This window comes from Bacteroides sp. AR20 (assembly GCF_964250605.1).
In the GTDB taxonomy this organism is placed as follows: Bacteria; Bacteroidota; Bacteroidia; order Bacteroidales; family Bacteroidaceae; genus Bacteroides; species Bacteroides uniformis.
The window spans coordinates 39,850-58,632 of sequence record NZ_CAXUGK010000017.1 but is presented as its reverse complement, the minus strand read 5'-3'; the positions used below and the strand labels follow the sequence as shown (position 1 = coordinate 58,632).

Genomic DNA, 18,783 nt, shown 5'->3' with positions numbered 1-18,783 from the left:
ATGCGTAAGATGGTATGCCCCCAATGCAAGGTGGGGGCATTTTTTGTGATGAACGGACAAGGTGAGCGCCTGCCGGTCTACATCTCTGACAAAGGTGAGATTGTACCTAAGGACGGCACCTCCTCGTTGGAGGGATACGACCAGGATACGGTTTATTGTTTGTGCTGTTCCTGGCGCGGGACTCCGAAACGTTTGGTGAAATACTGATGGACATACTCCTGCCACAAATGGCGGAGTGCCGCCACGGGATGGTACAACAGCATCCGTGGTCCGGCATACCGCATGACTTCACGCATCCGTTCTTTCATTTCGGGCTTGTAGCAGTGAATGCTGCATTGCCTGCAGGTGGATTTATTCTCACCGAAAGGACAGCGTGAAAGACGAATGCGGGCATATCCCAGCAATTCCTCGCATCGGGGACACAATTGCTTGTTACCTTCCTTTTTCCGGCAGTAGAGGCGGACCATCCGTTCTACTGTCTGTTTTTCCTGCTCGATACGGGATGGCATGTTTATTGTTTGGACTGCCAGCGTTTCAAGGTCGGGAAGAATTCTTTCATACCGGCAATGGCTTCCTCTTTAGTGAAATTCATTCCGGAATCCTTGTTGAATTCGTCGGTGAACTGTGCACAATGTTCTATCATTTCGTCCATAGTGCAGTCTTGTGCAAAATTGCCGTGCTGGTAGCAATAGGTGCAATATTCCTCGTTGAGGCTACCGTCGGCATTGGTTCCGAGTACTTCTGCAGATGACAAGGGCATTCCGCAGCTTTGGCAAAGTTTAGCTTCCATAATGTGTGGAGTTAAGTGATATGCAAATATAGAATATTATTTTGGTTGAAGCGTCCTTTTCAGATAAATCATGTCTTTCAGTTGCTTGCCTCCTTCAAATATGGGGTGGTCGTAATTATCGATAAAGAAATCGGGTACCCGGTGTGAGTATGCAAATCCGCAGCTTTCATAGAAGGGGATGGTTAGCGGACTGTCTCCAGTGCCGACAAGCATAGTATGGCACCGGTCTTTATAATGTTCAAGAACGAATGCTATCAGTTGTCTTCCATATCCCTGGCGCTGGTATTCCGGATAGACAGCTATGCTCTTTATTTCGTAGATTCCTTTATCCTCGCAGGTGATTACACAAGACGCTTTGACTGTATCATTATCGGATAGGATGAACATCTCTCCCCGTTCCAGATAACAGTCAATCATGGACTCTTGTTCGTCGGCAAGCAGCAGCAGGTCAAGATATTGCTTTTTGTTGCCGGATATGGGATGTATTCTTATCATATTTCTGAATTTCTGGTGTGAAGTTAGTCATTTTCTATTGAATTACAATGGATATCTCTTTTTAACTGTTGAATGGTTGAGAGTTGCCGGTGAACAAAATCTGCCATACGCCGTTCTTCTCATAACATGATAATCTGATGAAGTTATGAGTAAGTTGAAATTCTCTTTTCTGGTTTTGATGCTGATGGTATCAGTCTCGGCTTCTGCCGATTGGGCACCTGCTGATGTACAGGCTGCACTGAAGAAAATGTATCCTACGGCAGATGATGTTGCCTGGTCGCATGATGAGTCTTATTATGTGGCAGATTTCCTGATGAACGGTTTTGATACGAAAGTCTGGTTTGACGGGCAGGCGCAATGGGTAATGCAACAGACGGACTGGGAGACAATGGACGAAGTGCCCCCTGCCGTTTACAATGCTTTTGCCGCCAGTGAATATTCCGGAGGGATGGTGCAGAATGTCACTTGGGTACAGTTTCCCAAATGGCAGTCCATCGTGGCGGTAGAGGTAGGGATGGCAAATCTCCAGACGAAATATCAGATATTGTTTACCCCGACGGGCGAAATCATCCGTGCCCGTAATGTCACCTATACATACAATCCGCTCGGCGCAGCCACTTTCTTGTAACGTCTGTTCGCATACCTGCTGAATTTATCATATCTTTGCCTTCCCAAACCAGACTTTTATGGACAAAGACACTTTTCAGCAGGAGGTTTATAATGTAGTGGCCGCAATCCCTCCGGGGCGGGTGGTGACGTACGGACAGATAGCCTATCTTGTCGGAAGACCTCAATGTTCGCGCATGGTGGGACATGCTATGCACGATGTGCCCGACGGCATGTGTCTGCCCTGCCATCGGGTAGTGAACAGCCAGGGCAGGCTGGCACCGTGCTGGGCGGAACAGCGGGCTTTGCTGGAGGCAGAGGGCGTGACGTTCAGAAAGAATGGGTGTGTGGACATGAAAAAATGCCAGTGGGAATTCATGAAAGAGCAAATACAATAAGATTATGAAATTTATAGGTGCACATGTATCGGCCAGTGGGGGAGTGGAAGCGGCTCCCGTCAATGCCAGTGAGATAGGGGCAAATGCTTTTGCCTTGTTTACCAAGAACCAGCGTCAGTGGGTGGCAAGGCCGCTGACGGAGGAGAGTATCAGGGTGTTTAAGGAAAATTGTGGGAAGCTTGGCTTCGATTCCCGCTATATCCTGCCTCACGACAGTTATCTGATAAATTTAGGGCATCCCGAAGAAGAAGGGTTACAGAAAAGCCGTGCCGCTTTTCTGGATGAGATGCAGCGCTGCGAACAATTAGGGCTGAAGTTACTGAATTTTCATCCGGGCAGCCATCTGAATAAGATTTCCGTGGAAGAGTGTCTGGACAAGGTCGCTGAATCCATTAATCTTATATTGGGCAAGACGCACGATGTGGTGGCTGTCATAGAGAACACAGCCGGGCAGGGTAGCAATGTGGGAAATGAGTTCTGGCAGCTGGGACATATCATTGACCGGGTGGATGACAAGTCTCGCGTTGGAGTTTGCCTTGATACCTGCCACACGTATACAGCAGGCTATGATATAGTGAATGAGTATGACAAGGTGTTTGAGGAGTTTGACACAGCGGTAGGTTTCGGCTATCTGCGTGGTATACACCTGAATGACTCCAAGAAAGCACTCGGCTCCAGAGTAGACCGTCACGACAGCATCGGCAAGGGGCTGATAGGTATGGATTTCTTCCGGCGCTTTATGCAAGATGTGCGTTTTGACGGTATACCTATTATTTTGGAGACGCCCGATGAATCGCTTTGGGCAGAGGAGATAAAACTGTTGAGAAGCTTTGTCTCCTCTGATTGAGAGACTATGCCCTGAATACACATTCTATACGGTTACCGTCCGGGTCGAGGACGACACTTTCAAAATATCCGTCGCCGGAGGTACGGGGCTCTCCTGCGATGGTATATCCCGCTGTACGTAGCCGTTCTGTCTGTCGGAGGACAGCTTCCTGGCTGTCGAAGGCAAAGGCAAAGTGGGTCAGTCCCAGTCTGTTTTCCTCAATAGGGGTATTCTGTATGTCCGTACGGCTCATCAGTTCCAAATCCGTTCCTTCATCGAAGTGAAGGAAATAAGATTCGAATCCTTTTTTGGGGTTGATGTACTTTTCATTGCTGCTCCCGTTGAAGTAACGTGTGTAGAACTCTTTCATCTCTTCCAGTTGGAAGGTCCAGATGGCGATGTGATGTATCTTCATAAGTTTGCTAAATTATAATCTGTGTTCAATCTGAGTAATCTGTGGTGGGGTTGGTAATTGCAGGTGCAGAATAGGGAAAGGCTTTCCCATCGGGTCGGTTTCGTCCCGGCCGGCCACTTGGAATCCCATATGTTGGTAAAATCGGCAAGCTTGTCCGTTCTGCTCGTTTACATCCACTTTGTGGATGTGTTTTTGGTGGACGGCGTACTCCATGAGCCGTTTTCCGTATCCCTTACCTTGTTGGTCGGGACGGACAAACAACATCTCGATGAGTTCATCGCTCAGTCCCATAAAGGCGGCAATTTCTTCTTTTTCGTTGCGGATGATGTAAAGCTCTACGGCAAGAAAGTACTGCTCTCTTATCAGTGGTTTGTAAAACTGTATATCCTTTTCTGCCAGGAAGTGGTGTGTGCTGCGGACAGAGGCTTCCCAGACGGTCAACAGTTCGTCATAATCTTGTGGGGTAGGTCGGAGTATCATCATTTATTGCATTACTTTGCTGGTTATTAATCAGTAGGCAGTCAGAATTCAGCTTCTTTGGTAATCCTTACGGTTTCTCCCGTTATAGGGTGGGTAAATTCTAAGTATTCGGCATGCAGATAAAGCCGGTCTGCTTTCTCCCCGTAAAGTTCATCACCGATGATGGGGCAGTGCAAGCCAAGCGGGTGTGCTGCATGTATACGTAGCTGATGGGTTCTTCCCGTGCGCGGATAGAAAGCGATACGGGTCCGTTTCCCGTCCAGACGTTCCAGAACTTGATAATCGGTGATGGCGGGCTTTCCGTGTTCGGTGTGTACCATTTGCCGTGGGCGGTCAAGTGGATTCAGGCAAAGCGGGAGGTCGACCGTATCTTTGTCCTTTGGGACAATACCCTCGAGCAATGCGACATAACGTTTCCTGACCAGGCGGTTCTTGAACTGGGCCTGCAGGTTCTGGTGTACACGCTTGGTCTTGGCAATGAGCATTAAACCGGAAGTGGCCATGTCGAGACGATGCACCGTCAGGGGACCGTCAGCTTCGGGATATTGCTCACGCATCAGGCTATAGACGGAGACTGCATCTTCCTTGCCGGGAACAGACAGCATTCCTGCCGGTTTGTTGATGACCGAAAGCCATGGGTCCTCATAAACAATCTCCAAATTTTGGGAGGGTACCTGCATTCTTTTCAACATGGGGTTTTCCTCTACTTGTAGACCTTGCAGCATGTGTTGCAGTATAGGTTCGCACTTTCCTTTGCAAGCCGGATAATAGTGACCGTGATGGCGTATCTCTGTCTTTGGGGAATCACCCCACCAGAACTCGGCCATGGCAATAGGTTTCCACCCGTGCAGATAAGCTTGTTGCAACAGTTTGGGGGCCGCACATTCACCCGCGCCGGCAGGAGGTGTCTTGTGCACGGTCTGCCCGAATATCTCACAGAGATTCTTGAGTTCTCCCCGGTAATTCAGCATCCCGAACTGTTCGAATAGCTTTTGCTGCAATGCTGCAGAGCGGGTTTTACGTTCAGACTTCAATGCTGAAATCCGTCTTTCCCAGTCTTCTGTCTGCGTTTGCAGTGTGGTAATCCTTGCTTTCCATGAACGTTCCAGACGTTTATATTCCGCCTTTTGGAACTGGCTTTCCCGTATCAGTTCGGCTTCTTCCTGCGCATTGAGTTCTTTTTCTTTTCTGCGCTGTTCTCTGGCTGTTTTGGCTTCTTTCAACTGTGCTTTGGCTGTTGCCAGTATGTCTTCTGCTGACTGAATGGTCCGGGCAAGCTCTGCTGATAAGGCGGCATATGCTTTGTCATTTTCCAATTGCCGGATGTTGCGGTTGATGGAAGAGATGTTCTCTTCTTCTATCTTGAAAAAGCCTTGTGGCTGTAGCAAGTCATATACGGGAGGAACAAAAAAGGGATGTAGGTTCTTTCCGGCCAATATGCCTGAGAATGCAGCTAAATATCCGGTTTCTCCATGCTCGGTTTGTACAATCAGTACCCCGAACATTTTGCCTTGGCGCAGTTCGTCCTTCCATGCAGTTTGTCGGGTAAGATAGCTTTGTACTTCTTTGGCTGCCAATATACATAATGGGTGCGGAGTATAGCAGAAAGGATAGGTGAACCTTTCCGGAAGCGGAATGTCGGTTATGGAAGTAGTAAAACGGTGCAACATGATGTTGCAAAGATACTATATTTCTCTTATAACAGACCGTTTGTACTGCAAATCTTTATTTCGTTGTATATAGGTTGTAGCGCTTATGAAGAGAAAAACATCTTTGGGAAAGTTTTACTTATTCTCCGTTTATACAAATATGTATATATGTGTGAATTAACTTTGTTTTTGATAAATTGGCAACTCTGTTATCCTTAAAAAATGACTATTAATCTGTCTCGGATATTTTCTTCTTCCATAGACTTCTTTTTGTGTACTTTAGATGTTATGCCGTCGTATGAATACGGATGAAGAGCTTTTGCCTTAGTGATACTTGTAAAATAAATTAAGTTATTGCCTTTTTTGTTTTATTGGGGAATGGTTGTTTTTTAAACTTCCTGGATATATAAAAGAAACTTATTTCTCTTTAAAAAGTTGTATATTAGCGCCTTAAAGTTTTTCAAAAGATTATATGGGCAAAAACAAAGAGAAATTAAACATATTCTTGCTTCATTTTTTAGAACGGTTGAATAGCAATGAACCCAATGAAAGGAAAGTTATTGAATCGTTGACCGATTTCTGCAACTACTATGACTTTACGAAAGGGTTTATCTATCAGACTGACGGATTCCGTTATTTCTTATTGAAAGAAACGATTGGAAATGAAGGTGGGACTATGAAACCCCGTTTCGATATGGGAGAGTTGAAAAAGGAGCATGTCGATGCCATGAAAGCTCGGGATAAACCTTTCTATGGAAACAGAAATGCGGATGCTTCATGGGATGATATTGACATTCTTGATTTCTACGGTGAGGATTCTTTGTTAATCAGGCATTTTGAAGATACTGAGGGTAAAATCATCGGATTCATAGGTTTTGCAGGCAGGGAGGAAGAGACCTATCTCACGGAAGAGGAGTTGCAAATCATTCATCTCTTGCTGGGCTCGTTCTCTAAGGAAATTGCGGTCAGGGAATATAAGGAAAGGGAAGTGAGGGCCAGCAATACATTAGGCAGTATCATGAATAATATGGGCGTTGATATTTACGTCAACTCTTTCGATTCCCACGATATGTTGTATGCCAATAGGTCTATGGTGGAACCATATGGCGGTATCGAGCATTTCTGGGGGAAAAAATGCTGGGAGGCCCTCTACTCGGACAAGACGGGGGAGTGTGAGTTCTGCCCAAAGAGGCATTTGATAGATGAAAACGGACACCCCACCAAAGTCTATTCGTGGGATTATCAACGGCCATTTGACAAGTGTTGGTTTCGCGTGTTCAGTGCAGCCTTTGCTTGGGTGGACGGGCAGATGGCGCATGTCATTACCAGTGTGGATATCGACCATCAGAAAAAGATAGAGGAGGAATTGCGGGTCGCCAAGGATAAGGCAGAACATCTGGACCGCTTGAAGTCTGCTTTCCTGGCCAATATGAGTCATGAAATCCGTACTCCGCTCAATTCCATTGTCGGTTTTGCAAGCATCATTGCCGAACTGGACGATAGGGAAGAACGCCAGGAATACCTTGCCATCATGCAGGAGAATACGGAACTGCTCTTGCAACTGATATCCGACATTCTGGATTTGGCAAAGATAGAAGCGGGAACACTTGATTATAATATGGGGTATGTGGATGTCAGTGACTTCTGTAAGGACGTGATGCGCAACTATGATATAAAGGAAGACAAGGCTGTACCGGTTCTGTTGGCTCCCGACTTGCCCGATTACCGTATCTATACCGACAAGAAACGTCTGATGCAGGTGGTCACCAATTTTATAAACAACGCTTTGAAGTTCACCAGTGAAGGGCAGATCCTTTTGGAATATCATCCGGTGGAAGGTACCGGTCAGATAGAGTTTTCTGTGACGGACACCGGTATGGGTATTGCTCCGGATGCCGTGGCTACTGTGTTCGACCGCTTTGTAAAGCTTAATACGTTTGCGAAGGGCACGGGTTTAGGCTTGTCCATCTGTAAAAGTATCATTGAGCATCTTGGCGGGACTATCGGTGCTGAGTCGGAATTGGGAGTCGGCAGCCGTTTTTGGTTCAGACATCCGTGTGCCGAATGATTTTATTTGCCTATATTTGTGCGAACTTCAATATTTATGGATAAAAAACTCTGTACCGATGAAAAACAAGACATGGACGTGCCTGGTTGTTGTGTCAGCAGCATTGCTGATGGCGGGTTGCGGCAGCAGGACAAAGAAACAAACAAATGAAGATGTAAGTATGGATAGTGTCGGTGTAACATGCAGTGGCGTAAAGACCTTGCAACTGGAGGGAGTGCAGGCCACTTGGATTCAGGATAATGCTGGTGAGCATTTGATGCCGAGAACGATTTTCCCGGATGCAAGCGATGAATTGATGGAAAGTTTGTCGCTTCAAGGCGGTATTCCTTCTTCCATGAGCACCTTCCTGGTAGATACGAATGGTATCCGTATCCTTTTTGATACGGGAATGGGAGCTCCCGGCAGTCGTCTGTTGCCCGGATTACAATCTTTGGGTATCTCTCCGGCAGATATTGGATATCTGTATCTTACCCATTTCCACGGCGACCATATCGGTGGAATGATGAAGGGAGACAGTGTAGTCTTCCCGAATGCCGAAGTGTACGCATCAAAAGTGGAATATGATGCCTGGATGGCAATGCCTGCCGAAAGGAAGGCGCAGGTCGTAAAGACGATGGATGCCTATAAGGAACGGCTGCATCTGTTTGAGTTTGGCGATACCTTGCCGGGCAATGTGGTTGCCATGGAGGCAGTCGGTCATACTCCCGGTCATACGGTTTTCCAGAGTGGCAAGTTACTGGTGATTGGTGACCTCATCCATGGTGCGGCCCTTCAGTTGGAGCATCCGGAATACTGCGCTTCCTATGATATGGATAAGGAAGCTGCCGTGAAAGCACGCAAGTATTTCCTCCAATATGCCAAGGACAACCAATTGACGATGGCAGGTATGCATCTTCCTGCTCCGGCCTTCAAATAGAATGGGAGAGTGTCAAAAGTATATGAGTACTTTCATTATGCTATATTTAGGCGCGGATAGTTCTGAGCCCCTCGTTATTCCTTTTTACTTTTAGAAGCGGCAGTCTTGTTCGATGTATGTCATATATTCGTCGTAACTGATGTGCCTGCCTCCCATTGTTTTGAGGTGAGGGGTTTCGAACTGGCAATCTATCATGACGCCTCCATGTTCCCTGAAGAATTGGGCCAGATGGATGAGGGCCAGCTTCGAGGCGCTGGGAACGAGTGAGAACATGCTCTCTCCAAAGAAACAACGTCCCAGGGTCACTCCGTACAGCCCACCTACCAATTGCTCTTCTTCCCATACTTCCACGCTGGCGGCGAATCCTTGTTCGTGCAGGTGCGTATAGGCTTCCATCATCTTCGTTCCGAGCCAGGCTCCTTCTTGTTCCATCCGCAATTCTCCGCAGGTTTGTATGACGTCTTCGAAAGCCTCGTTAAAGGTGATCTCGTACTTTCCTTTGTTGATGAGCGTACGCATGGAGTGGGAGATATGGATTTCGTCCGGAAAGATGACGAAACGGTCCATCGGGCACCACCATTGTATCAGTTCTTCCCGAAATGCGTACCAGGGGAAGATGCCGTTGGAGTACGCCAGGATGAGGCGGTCAATGGATAGGTCACCGCCCACAGCGAGCAACCCGTCGGGGTCGCCGTAGTGAGGGTCGGGGAAAGCAAGTTTATCCGTCAGTTGAAAGACCATATCGTTATTCGGTTGCGGGTTGTAGTTTCAATGCTCCGTTTTCCACTTGCACGCGGACTTTTCCTCCTGCCTTCAATGTACCGAACAGAATTTCGCGCATCAGCAAGGGTTTCAAGTGGGCGGCTATCACGCGGTCCATCTCCCGGGCGCCGTATTCGGGGATAAAACCCCGTTGGAGCAGCCATTCGTGTGCTTCCTGGCTCAATACCATTTCCACCTGGCGGGAAGACAGCTTGCTGCCTAGTTCTCCGAGTTTCTTGTCGAGGATAAGTGATGCCATCGGGCGGTCCATGTCATGGAAGACCACCGTGGCAGAGAGGCGGTTGATGAATTCGGGCTTAAAGGTTTTCTTGACTTGTTTCAGCATGGCTTCTCCGGCGGTGACCTGACTGTTGAAGCCGATGGACGCTTGGCGGGCATATTGTGCTCCGGCATTGGAGGTCATGATGAGGACCACGTGTCGGCAGTCGGCTTTCCGTCCTTTGTTGTCGGTCAGTACGGCATAGTCCATTACTTGCAGCAGGATGTTGAATACGTCGGGATGCGCTTTTTCTATTTCATCGAGCAATAGTACGCAGTTTGGAGTCTTGCGTATAGCGTCGGTCAGCAGGCCGCCGTCCTCGTAACCCACATAGCCGGCAGGCGAGCCAATCAGTTTGGCTACGGTATGCTTTTCGGTATATTCGCTCATGTCGAAACGTTGCAGGGCGATGCCCAGCTCGGCGGCGAGCACTTTGGCAACTTCGGTCTTTCCTACTCCGGTGGGGCCTACAAAGAGCAGGCTTGCTAGCGGTTTGTTTTCGTCCAGCAGTCCTGCTTTGGACATTTGCACAGCTTCCACTACCTGACGGACGGCTTCTTCCTGCCCGTAGATGCGGGAGCTGATGCGCTCGTGCAGGCTTTCCAAGGCGACTGTGTCGTCCTCTTTCATGGCGAGGGCATTGACTTTGCAGGTACGTGCCAGTATGTCGGTTATCAGTGCCTTGTCCACGGTCTGTTCTCCGGAGTCTGTGGGATGTATTTCCCGGTAAGCTCCTGCTTCGTCCACCAGGTCGATGGCTTTGTCGGGCAGGAAACGGTCGCTGATGTAGCGGGCGCTTGCCTTTACGGCGTAGGGGATGACGTCGGGCTCGTAGGTGACGCCGTGGTAGGTTTCGTATTTCTCTTTCAGGCCTTCTACGATATGTATGGCTTCTTCAATGCTCGGTTCCAGTATGTCTATCTGCTGGAAGCGGCGTACCAGTCCCTTGCTGCGTGCGAAGTAGCGGTTGTACTCGTCGTAGGTGGTGGAACCGATGAAACGTATTGCCCCGGTTTCCAGATAGGGTTTCAGCATGTTGGAGGCATCCATGGAGCCTTCACCCGTGCGTCCGGCGCCTATCAGGTTGTGTATCTCGTCGATGTAGACGATGGCGTGTCCTTCACGGCCTATGCCCTCCATGATGGTTTTCAACCGCTTCTCGAAATCGCCGCGATATTGCGTGCCTGCCAGCAGATTGCCCAAGTCCAGCTCGTAGATGCGGCAACCGGCAAGCCGTTCGGGGACGTTGCCCGCTTCGATACGGGCGGCAAGCCCATAGGCAAGGGCTGTTTTGCCTACGCCGGGTTCGCCCACATGCAACGGGTTGTTCTTTTCTTTGCGGCAGAGCACTTGTATGGTTCGCTCCAACTCCATCTCCCTGCCGATAAGCGGGTTGTGGTCTGCCAGGCGGTCGTTGAGGCAGGTCACGTAGTTACGCCATGGTTCTGTTTTCTCTTGTTCATCGGGGGATTGTACACCGCCTGCTTCTTCTGCCAGCTCCGCTTCTTCGTAGTGGGTAATGAGCAGACTGAGGAATTCGGGCAGGTCGCCGCCGACTGCTTCCTTTAGAAAATGGCATGCCCAGGAATCTTCCAGTTGCAGCAAGCCTTGTATCAGATGGGGAACACCCAGCTCTTCGGCGCTGGAATACTCTGTCACCATATAGGCATGTTGCAGGAGTGAACTGAGCTGGACGGAAAGTCCCAACTCGTATTCCACATTGTCGGGGATAGTTTCCACTTCTTCCGTCAGATAGTTTTCCAGTGAGATGCTGAGCTCCACATAATTGTAGAAGGTATCTTGCAGGGTGTTGATAAAGGGTTCCTGTTCCAGAATGGCGCTCAGCAGATGTTCGGGCATGATGAACTCGTGCCGGTAAGACTCGGCTTTTCTTTGTGCGGAAGCGAATGCTTGGTTTACGAATATCGTATTTTTTATATCCATATTGTTTCTTTCTTATTCTTCTTCCTCCGGGGTGACGGTGAGCCGGAGGGGGAAACCTTCATTGCGTGCCATGCGGGTGGCTTTCTGTACTTTGGAGTGGGCGATGTCGTATGAGTAGATGCCCACTACCGCGGAGTTGCTCTTGTGCACCTGCAGCATCAGTGTTTCCGCTTCTGCCGATGATTTGTAAAAGACGGTGGTGAGTACTTTTACCACAAACTCCATGGTGGTGAAGTCATCATTGTAGATGGTGACTTTGAAGCGTCGGGGTTCCCGTAATTCTATGCGTTCTTTTTCTTTGAAAGAAGATTGCTGTTGTTCCATTTCTTTTTAAAAACTACTGTTAAGACATTGTTCTACCGTTGTGTGGGCAACGAAAACTCCTGCCAGTCATATTCGTCCCCATACTCGTCGGCTATGGCTATGCGTATGGTGACGTTACCCGTCTTTATCCGTTCTCCGGCACTGATGTTGGCGGTGTATTTCACACCGTTGTGCGGAGTTATTTGCTCTATCATGACCGACGGTGATATGTAAATGCGCTTCATGCCCGTGGTTTCCGCCACCACCGGCACTACGTTGTAGGCTGTTTTGTTTCCTTCGTTCATGATTTCAAAAATCACTTTACAGTTTTCGCCCGAATTGATGACGTGGTTGCGGCTGTCGTCAATGAAACGTATATTCCGTACCCTCAAGTGGTCGATGGCCGATGCTTGCGGCTGTCTTCCGGATTGCGGGGGATAGGGCTGTGTCCTTTCTATCCGGTAGCTGTACTCCTCCTGCTTTTTGGGGGCTGTGGCTGCATTGGCAATGGCAGCTCCCGCAATGGTTCCTATGATGGTGCCGATGGCGGAACCCCGGTATCCTCCTCGCCAGCCTCCGTTACTGTCACCTATCAGCCCGCCGATGGCACCGCCTACATTACTTCCGATGGCAGCTCCTGCGAGCACTGCGTTAGGGTCGCCTGCAGCCATCTGGCTTGTGCCGCATCCGCTGAGGATGATGGTTGCTGCCAGGATTCCTATAAAAGACTTTTTCATGTTCATATCCTATAATTATTATGTTGGGCAGATTGTTTTATAAAAGGGCTATTCCCGATAAATCATCTTTTTGGTCATGCCTCCGTCAATGGTGATGTTTTCGCCATTGATGAAGTCGTTTTCGTCTTGACATAGGAATAGGCACATACGGGCAATATCTTCCGGTTTGCCAACCCGTCCGGAGGGATGTTGTGAATGGTCTTCTGCCCGTAATTGTTCATAATCGTGTGTCTGAATCCAGCCCGGAGAGATGGAGTTGACCGTGATGTGCCACTCTGCAAGCGATAAAGCCAACGCATGCGTCAATGAATAGATACCTCCTTTGGAAGCTGCATATCCTTCACTGCCTGGTTCACTCATCAGATAGCGGGTAGAACAGAGATTAATGATTCTTCCGTAGGTATTCGTGCTGTTTTGACTTTTGCGGTGTACTGCCAACGCATGTGAAGTAATGAACACCGGACGTAAATTCACAGACAATATTTTATCGAAAGTCTCCACACTCGTTTCTGTGATGGGAGAGAATTCACTGATGCCGGCATTGTTTATAATGATGTCAATATCCCCCCATTCCTTGAAAATATTTTGCAGGCAAAGTTCCAATGCTTCTTTGCTGTTTAGGTCGACGGGGTGGAATTGTGCTCCGGTGGCTTGGGCGGTTTGTTGTCCTTCCAGTTCATTCTTGTCACAAAAGGCTACTTGGTAATTAAGCTTGCAGAAGGCTTCTACAATGGCTTTGCCAATACCTCCTGCACCTCCGGTAACGAACACTTTCTTTCCGCCTTTTTTGAGGGGAAGTGTCGGCTTATGTAGCGTTTGTGCCTTACCGGATTTTTTCGCTTTCTCCCAAGCTGCTTTGCGTGCCCGGTATTGCTCGTACTGATTTTCAAGATAATTATCGGCCATATATGTTTCCGGTTTTATTGTTTAACTGTCTTTCTCCGAATAAGTTCACTTCCTTGCATTGGGAGATGATATAGAGATGATGCCCCCAAGGGATGGAGAAAAATTTCTCTTCACCTAATTTGGAAACAACTTGTTGCCAAATTGTATGTGGCTCATTATAAAATAGATACCACTGCTTTATACTGCGTATGTTTCTATATGAGAACCCTTTCATATCAGGAAATTCTGCCATCAGCTCACGACTCAACTCTTCGAGAAATCCGCTTCCCCAAGTCATTTCTTTCTGCCGTTCTATAATTTCTGCTCCCAGTTGCCAGTAAAGGTGAAGCAGTTCGCTGTTCACGCGTACAGCCGCTTTAATCTGTGCACTACGAATGTCTTGTTTTAGGTGGTTTACCCAATCCTTGAACGGTTGATTTATAGATAGTGCTGTTTTCATATTTTTATTTTCTTCATCGTCATATTCGATGTTTCTATTTCACAAAGTTAAGAAAAAGAATTTATTTCAACTGTAATCCTTTTCGTCTTTTCTACCTCTCCACTTTTACCACACAATATACCATCTCCCCCTCTCTTTCCTTTACCTCATCCCGTGTTGCTGCAATATCCTCCCGAACACGTTCACCCGTTTTGCAGAGAATAGGTATCGCACTATGTCGCTGTATTTCCTCCTATATTTTCGTAGGCGATAATTATTCCCCTTGTAGGGCTTCAAAAGGGAATCCGTCTGTTTCCCTAAGGAGAACGGTTTGTTTCAATATGGAGAACAGTTTGTTTCATTAGTAGGAAACAGTTTGTTCCGTTAAAGAAAACAGTTCGTTTTATTGAGTGCGAACAGTTTGTTTCATAGTATGTGAACACTTTGTTTCTTACTGTTGTAACAAAGTGTTCACCGTTGTGAACTAAAGTGTTATCTATATTTTCAGTGATAAAATGACATGAAAAGGGGGCTGAAGATTACCTTTCTACCATTTGTATTCCTCGCTGTAAGAGTCGAAAGCCGGTTCTCCCGGAATGTTGTATTGGTGGAAAGTTCTGCGGATATAGTTCTGGTCTTCGGGGGAAAGGTAAGATTCTTCCCGGTAGAAGCGGTAGTATTTTCCGCGGCCGAAATGGGCTATCAACTGGCTTTTCAGAGGTTGGAGATTCTTGTAGGGAACTTCATCGAGCAAGTGGCTGATTCCCCACGCAACATGTATCTTTTGTGTCGATTGGAAATAGGCGCATTGACTGCTATCCTCTGGAATGCACAGTGGATTGATGATGCGGATGGACGGGTACTCGGGGGTATCGCGAAGGGCAGCTAAGCGATGCAGGCAGTTGTCGGCTTTCGGGCATTGGTTGTTGAAACAGCGTGAGTAGTTGGCAGGTGCTAAAGGTTTTTCGGAAGAATGTTTCATGTTTATATATACTTTGATGAAGCTACAAAGATAACACTAACTTTTTGATATAGCCTTCTGTTCTCTTGTTTGAAATGCCTCTTCATTGAAAAAACAGTAGCCGGAACCACTGAATCCAGTAATTCCGGCTGTACCGTTCTTTCTTATAAGTATGGATGGACTATTTCACCTGGATGATGTCATAATTCAAGTCACTCACTGCTTCCTGCAGGCTGTCGTTGACAAGGCGCAGGGTAGTGTCGTTCACTACTACGAAGTACACCGGAGTGTCGCCGTCGTCTGGAGTCAGTTTGATGGCTGTTTTCTTCTTGTTATTGACGTCTTTCTGGATAACTTCTTTCTTTCCTTTGGAAGTAAAGCTTTTGTTTTTTCCGGGGCCTTCGGCATCCAAATAAGTTGTTACCAACGTATAACCGCTTTCTCCATCAGGACCTACGCTGTCCACGCTCAATACATACTGGATGCCCGGACCGTCGGCAGCAGGAAGAATTCCCTCGTATACGGCCACGGCAGACGAGTCATTGCCGGCAACTGCCATTACCCCTTCGTCCACGGCAACAGCATCATTGTTCTGGGTTCCTTTTGATTGGCAGGATACCAATGCAGCGGCAAAGGCTGCAATCATCATTACTTTTTTCATTGCTTTAATGGTTTAAATTAATTATAAAGACGCAATAGCGTTCGTTATTCATCATCTTCTTCTTTCTTGATGACAAGCAGTTTGTCCACTCGTCCGCGGTCCATATCCACTACTTCGAAGTCCAGGTTTTTGTAGCTGAACAAGTCTCCGGCTTTCGGCACCTGTCCTATCAGGAACATGGCAAGACCGCTCAAGGTGGTGAAGTCTTCTTCTTTCAGGTCATCATAGTTCATAATGCCCATTGCCTCCATAAAGTCATCCAGATTCATGGAAGCTTCCACCAGCATGGAACCGTCTTGACGGACAACGATTTCCTCTTCTTCCGTTTCATTCTCTTCGAGGATGTCTCCGAAGATACTTTCCGTCAAATCGTGTAGGGTGATGATACCTTCTGTATTTCCATACTCGTCTACAACAACTCCGAACTTGTTTTTGTTCTTCTTAAACAGCTCTAAAACTTTCTTTGCATACAAACTTTCCGGAATAAACAAAGCAGGGCGTGCAATACTACGTAAGTTGAAGGGTTGTTCGCCGCCCATCATCAAGATGATGTCCTTTACGGAAACCACACCGATAATCTCGTCCTTTCCCCGCTCCACCAGGAGATATTTGCTGAAGTGTTCTTCGTGGATGATGCGCAGCACCTCTTCCGGTGTGTCTGTGGGATGGAGCACGACGATGTCGCGGCGATAGGTCATCAGGTCATTCGCTCTTTTGTCCGAGAAGCGGAACACGTCACGCAACATTTCCGTTTCGTCTTTGTCGATGACGCCTTGTTCCGAGCTTTGGTGCAGAATCATCTTCAGTTCGTCTTGTGTCATTTGGCGTTCTTCGCCGCTGTTCAGTCCGATGAGTTTGTTCATCAGTTTGGTGGAAGCGCTCAGCAGGCATACAAACGGATAGGAAATCTTGGTCAGCACAATCATGAAGGGGCTGAGCATGGTGGCCCATCGTTCCGGGTTGTTCAAGGCGATGGACTTGGGCACCAGTTCGCCTATGATGAGCGACAGATAGGTGATGATGGCTACTACGGTAATCATGGCGAGAGTCTTGGCATAGGCGGCTACTCCCGGAATGAGGGCGAACAGCGGTTCTACGTCATCAGCGATGGTGGCACCACCATAGGCACCGGATACGATACCGATAAGAGTAATACCGATTTGGATGGTGGAGAGGAATTTTTCGGGTTCTTCCAGTTGTTTCAATACTCCTTTGGCTCTTTTGTTCCCTTTTCCGACAAGAGTTTCAAGGCGTGCTTTACTTGAGGAGACTAAAGCGATTTCATACATGGCAAAAATGCCGTTCAGAATAAGTAAAAGTAGAATGATAATAAACTCCATAGTGGATTTTGAATAGTTTGTGAGGCAAAGATAATGATTTTTCAGTATTTATTGTTAATATTGCCATCCGTTAGAAAAAATAAACAATAAATAGATGAAAAAAAGAATTATTGCCTTGGGGCTTTTGTGGTGTCTGTCTGCCGTAATGTTGCAGGCGGCACGTGTAGACACGGTGTTGGTGAGAAGTGCAGCCATGAATAAGGATGTAAAAGTTGTGTATGTATTGCCTGATAAGGCTATCGGCAAGCAGGCTTGTCCGGTGGTTTATCTGTTGCACGGTTATGGCGGCAATGCGCGGAGCTGGGTGCAACTGAAGCCGGAATTGCCGCAGATGGCAGATGAGAAAGGGATCATATTTGTATGTCCGGACGGCAAGAACAGTTGGTATTGGGACAGTCCGGAGAATCCTGCCTACCGTTATGAGACTTTTGTCACCTCGGAATTGGTGAAGTATACAGACGGGAACTATGCTACCATTCCCGATAGAAAGGCGCGTGCCATCAGTGGATTGAGTATGGGCGGCCACGGTGCTTTGTGGAGTGCTATCCGTCATAAGGATGTGTTCGGTGCGGCGGGCAGTATGAGTGGAGGAGTGGATATACGGCCGTTCCCCCAGAATTGGGAAATGAACAAGCAGTTGGGAGAGTTTGCTGCCAACAAGGCATCTTGGGATGCGCATACGGTGGTCAATCAGCTGGATAAGATTGTAAATGGAGACTTGGCGCTAATCATCGACTGCGGTGAGGCCGATTTCTTTCTTGAAGTGAACAAGGACTTGCACAACCGGCTGCTGGCAAGGAAGATAGACCATGACTTCATCACCCGTCCCGGTGGACATACCGGAACGTATTGGAACAACTCCATAGACTATCACGTCCTTTTCTTCGACAAGTTCTTTAAGAAGTAAGTAGTTTATTATTCGATGGTATAGTTCACGGTGCGTGTGTAGTCCTGCTCGTAGCCGTTCCTTATATGCCTGACGACTGCATGGCAGGAAGTGACGATACCCCGGTTATCTAACGTATAAGTATAGGTGGTGGTCTCTTCACTTTCTCCGTTGCTGTCCGGGATGAGTTGGGTAATCAGATAGTTTGCAGGTTCTCCCAATATCTTCCCGTATATGGCAACCGCATGCATGGAAAGCGGATACATGTCCGTAATGAATAGGCTTGGTATTTCGGAGATATTTGCAATTTCATTGCCTGATGGTGTGGTAGCCGTACTGTTGTGCTCAAAAGTGTCAACCTTTTGCTGTATGCGCAATGCCCGGAAGTTGCTGTAGTCTATTGTAATGAATGAGTATTCTTTTCCGTCGTCCAGCTTTTCTGTGATGTTTTCCAGATAGTATTTGTCTTCGGTGTTGATGAGGTAGGAGAAGGTGTAAGTACGGGTATTTCCTGCCATATCCTGACTGGTACAAGTGGTGGCATAACCTTTGTCATTCAGCGTGTAGGTTGATACTGTACCTGCTTCGTCGGTTATCACGGCTTGATGGTCCTTGTATTCGACAGTAGTGGTATTCTCTATCTCGAAGAGTTCGTCTCCTGCTGTAAAGCTCTGTTTGCCGGTGTAGCCGGTCAGCCTGCCTGCACTGTTGTAAAGGTAGGTGTGGGTGGCAGTAACCGGTTGCGCATCGCTCTCTATCACTTCTTTGAGTTCGATTTTGGAGAAAGGAGTAGTGGGGTAGGTTGATGGCTCCGGTTCTGGCGTATCACTGTCATTGTTATCATCGCTGCAAGCTGCCAGTCCGCCGAGCAACAGCAGGCTGAACATGATTCCCGAAAATCGGGTGATGATTGTAACTCTTCTGTTTAGTTTCATCCTATTT

23 protein-coding genes are annotated in these 18,783 nt (G+C 47.6%); 7 read left to right on the top strand and 16 right to left on the bottom strand.

All coding sequences use genetic code 11. The annotated features are described in order from the left end of the window. The gene (locus tag ACESTD_RS10395; RefSeq protein ID WP_005835857.1) at positions 1–207 is read left to right on the top strand and encodes a hypothetical protein; all 207 of its coding nucleotides are present in this window, start codon (positions 1–3) and stop codon (positions 205–207) included. Here the strand turns inward: ACESTD_RS10395 and ACESTD_RS10390 are convergent. The 3 genes from ACESTD_RS10390 to ACESTD_RS10380 are packed head-to-tail and all read right to left on the bottom strand — an operon-like array spanning position 153 to position 1,285. Further along, complete coding sequence (locus ACESTD_RS10390) at positions 153–509, bottom strand: nitrous oxide-stimulated promoter family protein (RefSeq protein WP_008663812.1); 357 nt, start codon at positions 507–509, stop codon at positions 153–155. The genes ACESTD_RS10395 and ACESTD_RS10390 overlap by 55 nt on opposite strands. A 2-nt stretch (positions 510–511) precedes the next feature. Next, positions 512–790: a zinc ribbon domain-containing protein gene (locus tag ACESTD_RS10385; RefSeq protein WP_005835861.1), complete on the bottom strand. Its 279-nt coding sequence runs from the start codon at positions 788–790 to the stop codon at positions 512–514. A 36-nt stretch (positions 791–826) separates the two neighbouring features. Next, positions 827–1,285, bottom strand: coding sequence for a GNAT family N-acetyltransferase (locus tag ACESTD_RS10380; protein ID WP_022401636.1), 459 nt, complete (start codon positions 1,283–1,285; stop codon positions 827–829). 145 nt (positions 1,286–1,430) lie between these two features. Here ACESTD_RS10380 and ACESTD_RS10375 point away from each other — a divergent pair, with 145 nt between their 5' ends. From ACESTD_RS10375 to nfo, 3 genes are read left to right on the top strand one after another with little or no spacing between them, the layout of a single operon-like run. After that, positions 1,431–1,913: a PepSY-like domain-containing protein gene (locus tag ACESTD_RS10375; RefSeq protein WP_005835865.1), complete on the top strand. Its 483-nt coding sequence runs from the start codon at positions 1,431–1,433 to the stop codon at positions 1,911–1,913. A 58-nt stretch (positions 1,914–1,971) separates the two neighbouring features. Continuing rightward, the gene (locus ACESTD_RS10370; RefSeq protein WP_005826471.1) at positions 1,972–2,289 is read left to right on the top strand and encodes an MGMT family protein; all 318 of its coding nucleotides are present in this window, start codon (positions 1,972–1,974) and stop codon (positions 2,287–2,289) included. Between the two features lie 4 nt (positions 2,290–2,293). After that, on the top strand, positions 2,294–3,136 hold the full coding sequence (gene nfo / locus ACESTD_RS10365; protein WP_005835868.1) for a deoxyribonuclease IV: 843 nt from the start codon (positions 2,294–2,296) through the stop codon (positions 3,134–3,136). 4 nt (positions 3,137–3,140) lie between these two features. Here nfo and ACESTD_RS10360 read toward each other — a convergent pair whose 3' ends face one another. The 3 genes from ACESTD_RS10360 to ACESTD_RS10350 are packed head-to-tail and all read right to left on the bottom strand — an operon-like array spanning position 3,141 to position 5,680. Continuing rightward, on the bottom strand, positions 3,141–3,530 hold the full coding sequence (locus ACESTD_RS10360) for a VOC family protein (protein WP_005826473.1): 390 nt from the start codon (positions 3,528–3,530) through the stop codon (positions 3,141–3,143). A 12-nt stretch (positions 3,531–3,542) separates the two neighbouring features. Then, positions 3,543–4,013, bottom strand: coding sequence for a GNAT family N-acetyltransferase (locus tag ACESTD_RS10355; protein WP_057097627.1), 471 nt, complete (start codon positions 4,011–4,013; stop codon positions 3,543–3,545). A 38-nt stretch (positions 4,014–4,051) separates the two neighbouring features. Continuing rightward, positions 4,052–5,680, bottom strand: a complete 1,629-nt coding sequence (locus tag ACESTD_RS10350; protein WP_242363841.1) for an RluA family pseudouridine synthase — start codon at positions 5,678–5,680, stop codon at positions 4,052–4,054. 451 nt (positions 5,681–6,131) lie between these two features. Here ACESTD_RS10350 and ACESTD_RS10345 point away from each other — a divergent pair, with 451 nt between their 5' ends. Both ACESTD_RS10345 and ACESTD_RS10340 read left to right on the top strand, forming a co-directional pair. Continuing rightward, positions 6,132–7,727, top strand: coding sequence for a sensor histidine kinase KdpD (locus ACESTD_RS10345; protein ID WP_009036634.1), 1,596 nt, complete (start codon positions 6,132–6,134; stop codon positions 7,725–7,727). A gap of 58 nt (positions 7,728–7,785) precedes the next feature. Then, positions 7,786–8,643 carry an MBL fold metallo-hydrolase gene (locus ACESTD_RS10340; RefSeq protein ID WP_005826480.1) on the top strand — a complete coding sequence of 286 codons (858 nt, stop codon included), beginning with the start codon at positions 7,786–7,788 and terminating at the stop codon, positions 8,641–8,643. A 90-nt stretch (positions 8,644–8,733) separates the two neighbouring features. Here ACESTD_RS10340 and aat read toward each other — a convergent pair whose 3' ends face one another. The 9 genes from aat to ACESTD_RS10295 form a co-directional block, all read right to left on the bottom strand. Continuing rightward, positions 8,734–9,384 (bottom strand): leucyl/phenylalanyl-tRNA--protein transferase, encoded by a 651-nt coding sequence (gene aat, locus ACESTD_RS10335; RefSeq protein ID WP_005835880.1) that lies wholly within the window; start codon positions 9,382–9,384, stop codon positions 8,734–8,736. A gap of 4 nt (positions 9,385–9,388) precedes the next feature. Beyond that, positions 9,389–11,629: an AAA family ATPase gene (locus ACESTD_RS10330; protein ID WP_005835881.1), complete on the bottom strand. Its 2,241-nt coding sequence runs from the start codon at positions 11,627–11,629 to the stop codon at positions 9,389–9,391. Positions 11,630–11,641: 12 nt separating this feature from the next. Beyond that, positions 11,642–11,953 (bottom strand): ATP-dependent Clp protease adaptor ClpS, encoded by a 312-nt coding sequence (locus tag ACESTD_RS10325; RefSeq protein ID WP_005826483.1) that lies wholly within the window; start codon positions 11,951–11,953, stop codon positions 11,642–11,644. 32 nt (positions 11,954–11,985) lie between these two features. Further along, complete coding sequence (locus ACESTD_RS10320; protein ID WP_130080985.1) at positions 11,986–12,675, bottom strand: glycine zipper family protein; 690 nt, start codon at positions 12,673–12,675, stop codon at positions 11,986–11,988. Positions 12,676–12,717: 42 nt separating this feature from the next. Further along, a complete protein-coding gene (locus tag ACESTD_RS10315) occupies positions 12,718–13,575 on the bottom strand; it encodes an SDR family NAD(P)-dependent oxidoreductase (RefSeq protein ID WP_009036638.1) in 858 nt (285 codons plus the stop codon). Next, positions 13,565–14,014, bottom strand: a complete 450-nt coding sequence (locus tag ACESTD_RS10310; protein ID WP_243634913.1) for a DUF1016 N-terminal domain-containing protein — start codon at positions 14,012–14,014, stop codon at positions 13,565–13,567. Before ACESTD_RS10310 ends, ACESTD_RS10315 begins: the two co-directional genes overlap by 11 nt. A gap of 526 nt (positions 14,015–14,540) precedes the next feature. Further along, positions 14,541–14,975, bottom strand: a complete 435-nt coding sequence (locus ACESTD_RS10305) for a DUF6078 family protein (RefSeq protein WP_008663796.1) — start codon at positions 14,973–14,975, stop codon at positions 14,541–14,543. Between the two features lie 160 nt (positions 14,976–15,135). Continuing rightward, positions 15,136–15,615, bottom strand: coding sequence for a copper resistance protein NlpE N-terminal domain-containing protein (locus ACESTD_RS10300; RefSeq protein ID WP_117600695.1), 480 nt, complete (start codon positions 15,613–15,615; stop codon positions 15,136–15,138). Between the two features lie 44 nt (positions 15,616–15,659). Further along, positions 15,660–16,955 (bottom strand): hemolysin family protein, encoded by a 1,296-nt coding sequence (locus ACESTD_RS10295; RefSeq protein WP_373158846.1) that lies wholly within the window; start codon positions 16,953–16,955, stop codon positions 15,660–15,662. A gap of 94 nt (positions 16,956–17,049) precedes the next feature. Between ACESTD_RS10295 and ACESTD_RS10290 the strand changes: the two genes are divergently transcribed. Next, positions 17,050–17,862: an alpha/beta hydrolase family protein gene (locus tag ACESTD_RS10290; RefSeq protein WP_005826503.1), complete on the top strand. Its 813-nt coding sequence runs from the start codon at positions 17,050–17,052 to the stop codon at positions 17,860–17,862. A gap of 8 nt (positions 17,863–17,870) precedes the next feature. Here the strand turns inward: ACESTD_RS10290 and ACESTD_RS10285 are convergent, their stop codons facing one another. After that, the gene (locus tag ACESTD_RS10285) at positions 17,871–18,776 is read right to left on the bottom strand and encodes a DUF4595 domain-containing protein (protein ID WP_373158847.1); all 906 of its coding nucleotides are present in this window, start codon (positions 18,774–18,776) and stop codon (positions 17,871–17,873) included. Positions 18,777–18,783: the final 7 nt, after the last annotated feature.

Excerpts from the sequence above, each read along its gene's own strand:
- ACESTD_RS10375 (WP_005835865.1), top strand. The coding sequence starts at position 1,431 with ATGAGTAAGTTGAAATTCTCTTTTCTGGTTTTGATGCTGATGGTATCA.
- ACESTD_RS10380 (WP_022401636.1), bottom strand. The coding sequence starts at position 1,285 with ATGATAAGAATACATCCCATATCCGGCAACAAAAAGCAATATCTTGAC.
- ACESTD_RS10385 (WP_005835861.1), bottom strand. The coding sequence starts at position 790 with ATGGAAGCTAAACTTTGCCAAAGCTGCGGAATGCCCTTGTCATCTGCA.
- ACESTD_RS10305 (WP_008663796.1), bottom strand. The coding sequence starts at position 14,975 with ATGAAACATTCTTCCGAAAAACCTTTAGCACCTGCCAACTACTCACGC.
- ACESTD_RS10295 (WP_373158846.1), bottom strand. The coding sequence starts at position 16,955 with ATGGAGTTTATTATCATTCTACTTTTACTTATTCTGAACGGCATTTTT.
- ACESTD_RS10285 (WP_373158847.1), bottom strand. The coding sequence starts at position 18,776 with ATGAAACTAAACAGAAGAGTTACAATCATCACCCGATTTTCGGGAATC.
- ACESTD_RS10300 (WP_117600695.1), bottom strand. The coding sequence starts at position 15,615 with ATGAAAAAAGTAATGATGATTGCAGCCTTTGCCGCTGCATTGGTATCC.
- ACESTD_RS10340 (WP_005826480.1), top strand. The coding sequence starts at position 7,786 with ATGAAAAACAAGACATGGACGTGCCTGGTTGTTGTGTCAGCAGCATTG.
- ACESTD_RS10370 (WP_005826471.1), top strand. The coding sequence starts at position 1,972 with ATGGACAAAGACACTTTTCAGCAGGAGGTTTATAATGTAGTGGCCGCA.
- ACESTD_RS10395 (WP_005835857.1), top strand. The coding sequence starts at position 1 with ATGCGTAAGATGGTATGCCCCCAATGCAAGGTGGGGGCATTTTTTGTG.
- ACESTD_RS10355 (WP_057097627.1), bottom strand. The coding sequence starts at position 4,013 with ATGATGATACTCCGACCTACCCCACAAGATTATGACGAACTGTTGACC.
- ACESTD_RS10290 (WP_005826503.1), top strand. The coding sequence starts at position 17,050 with ATGAAAAAAAGAATTATTGCCTTGGGGCTTTTGTGGTGTCTGTCTGCC.
- ACESTD_RS10325 (WP_005826483.1), bottom strand. The coding sequence starts at position 11,953 with ATGGAACAACAGCAATCTTCTTTCAAAGAAAAAGAACGCATAGAATTA.
- ACESTD_RS10350 (WP_242363841.1), bottom strand. The coding sequence starts at position 5,680 with ATGTTGCACCGTTTTACTACTTCCATAACCGACATTCCGCTTCCGGAA.
- ACESTD_RS10360 (WP_005826473.1), bottom strand. The coding sequence starts at position 3,530 with ATGAAGATACATCACATCGCCATCTGGACCTTCCAACTGGAAGAGATG.
- ACESTD_RS10330 (WP_005835881.1), bottom strand. The coding sequence starts at position 11,629 with ATGGATATAAAAAATACGATATTCGTAAACCAAGCATTCGCTTCCGCA.
- ACESTD_RS10320 (WP_130080985.1), bottom strand. The coding sequence starts at position 12,675 with ATGAACATGAAAAAGTCTTTTATAGGAATCCTGGCAGCAACCATCATC.
- nfo (WP_005835868.1), top strand. The coding sequence starts at position 2,294 with ATGAAATTTATAGGTGCACATGTATCGGCCAGTGGGGGAGTGGAAGCG.
- ACESTD_RS10345 (WP_009036634.1), top strand. The coding sequence starts at position 6,132 with ATGGGCAAAAACAAAGAGAAATTAAACATATTCTTGCTTCATTTTTTA.
- ACESTD_RS10390 (WP_008663812.1), bottom strand. The coding sequence starts at position 509 with ATGCCATCCCGTATCGAGCAGGAAAAACAGACAGTAGAACGGATGGTC.
- ACESTD_RS10310 (WP_243634913.1), bottom strand. The coding sequence starts at position 14,014 with ATGAAAACAGCACTATCTATAAATCAACCGTTCAAGGATTGGGTAAAC.
- ACESTD_RS10315 (WP_009036638.1), bottom strand. The coding sequence starts at position 13,575 with ATGGCCGATAATTATCTTGAAAATCAGTACGAGCAATACCGGGCACGC.
- aat (WP_005835880.1), bottom strand. The coding sequence starts at position 9,384 with ATGGTCTTTCAACTGACGGATAAACTTGCTTTCCCCGACCCTCACTAC.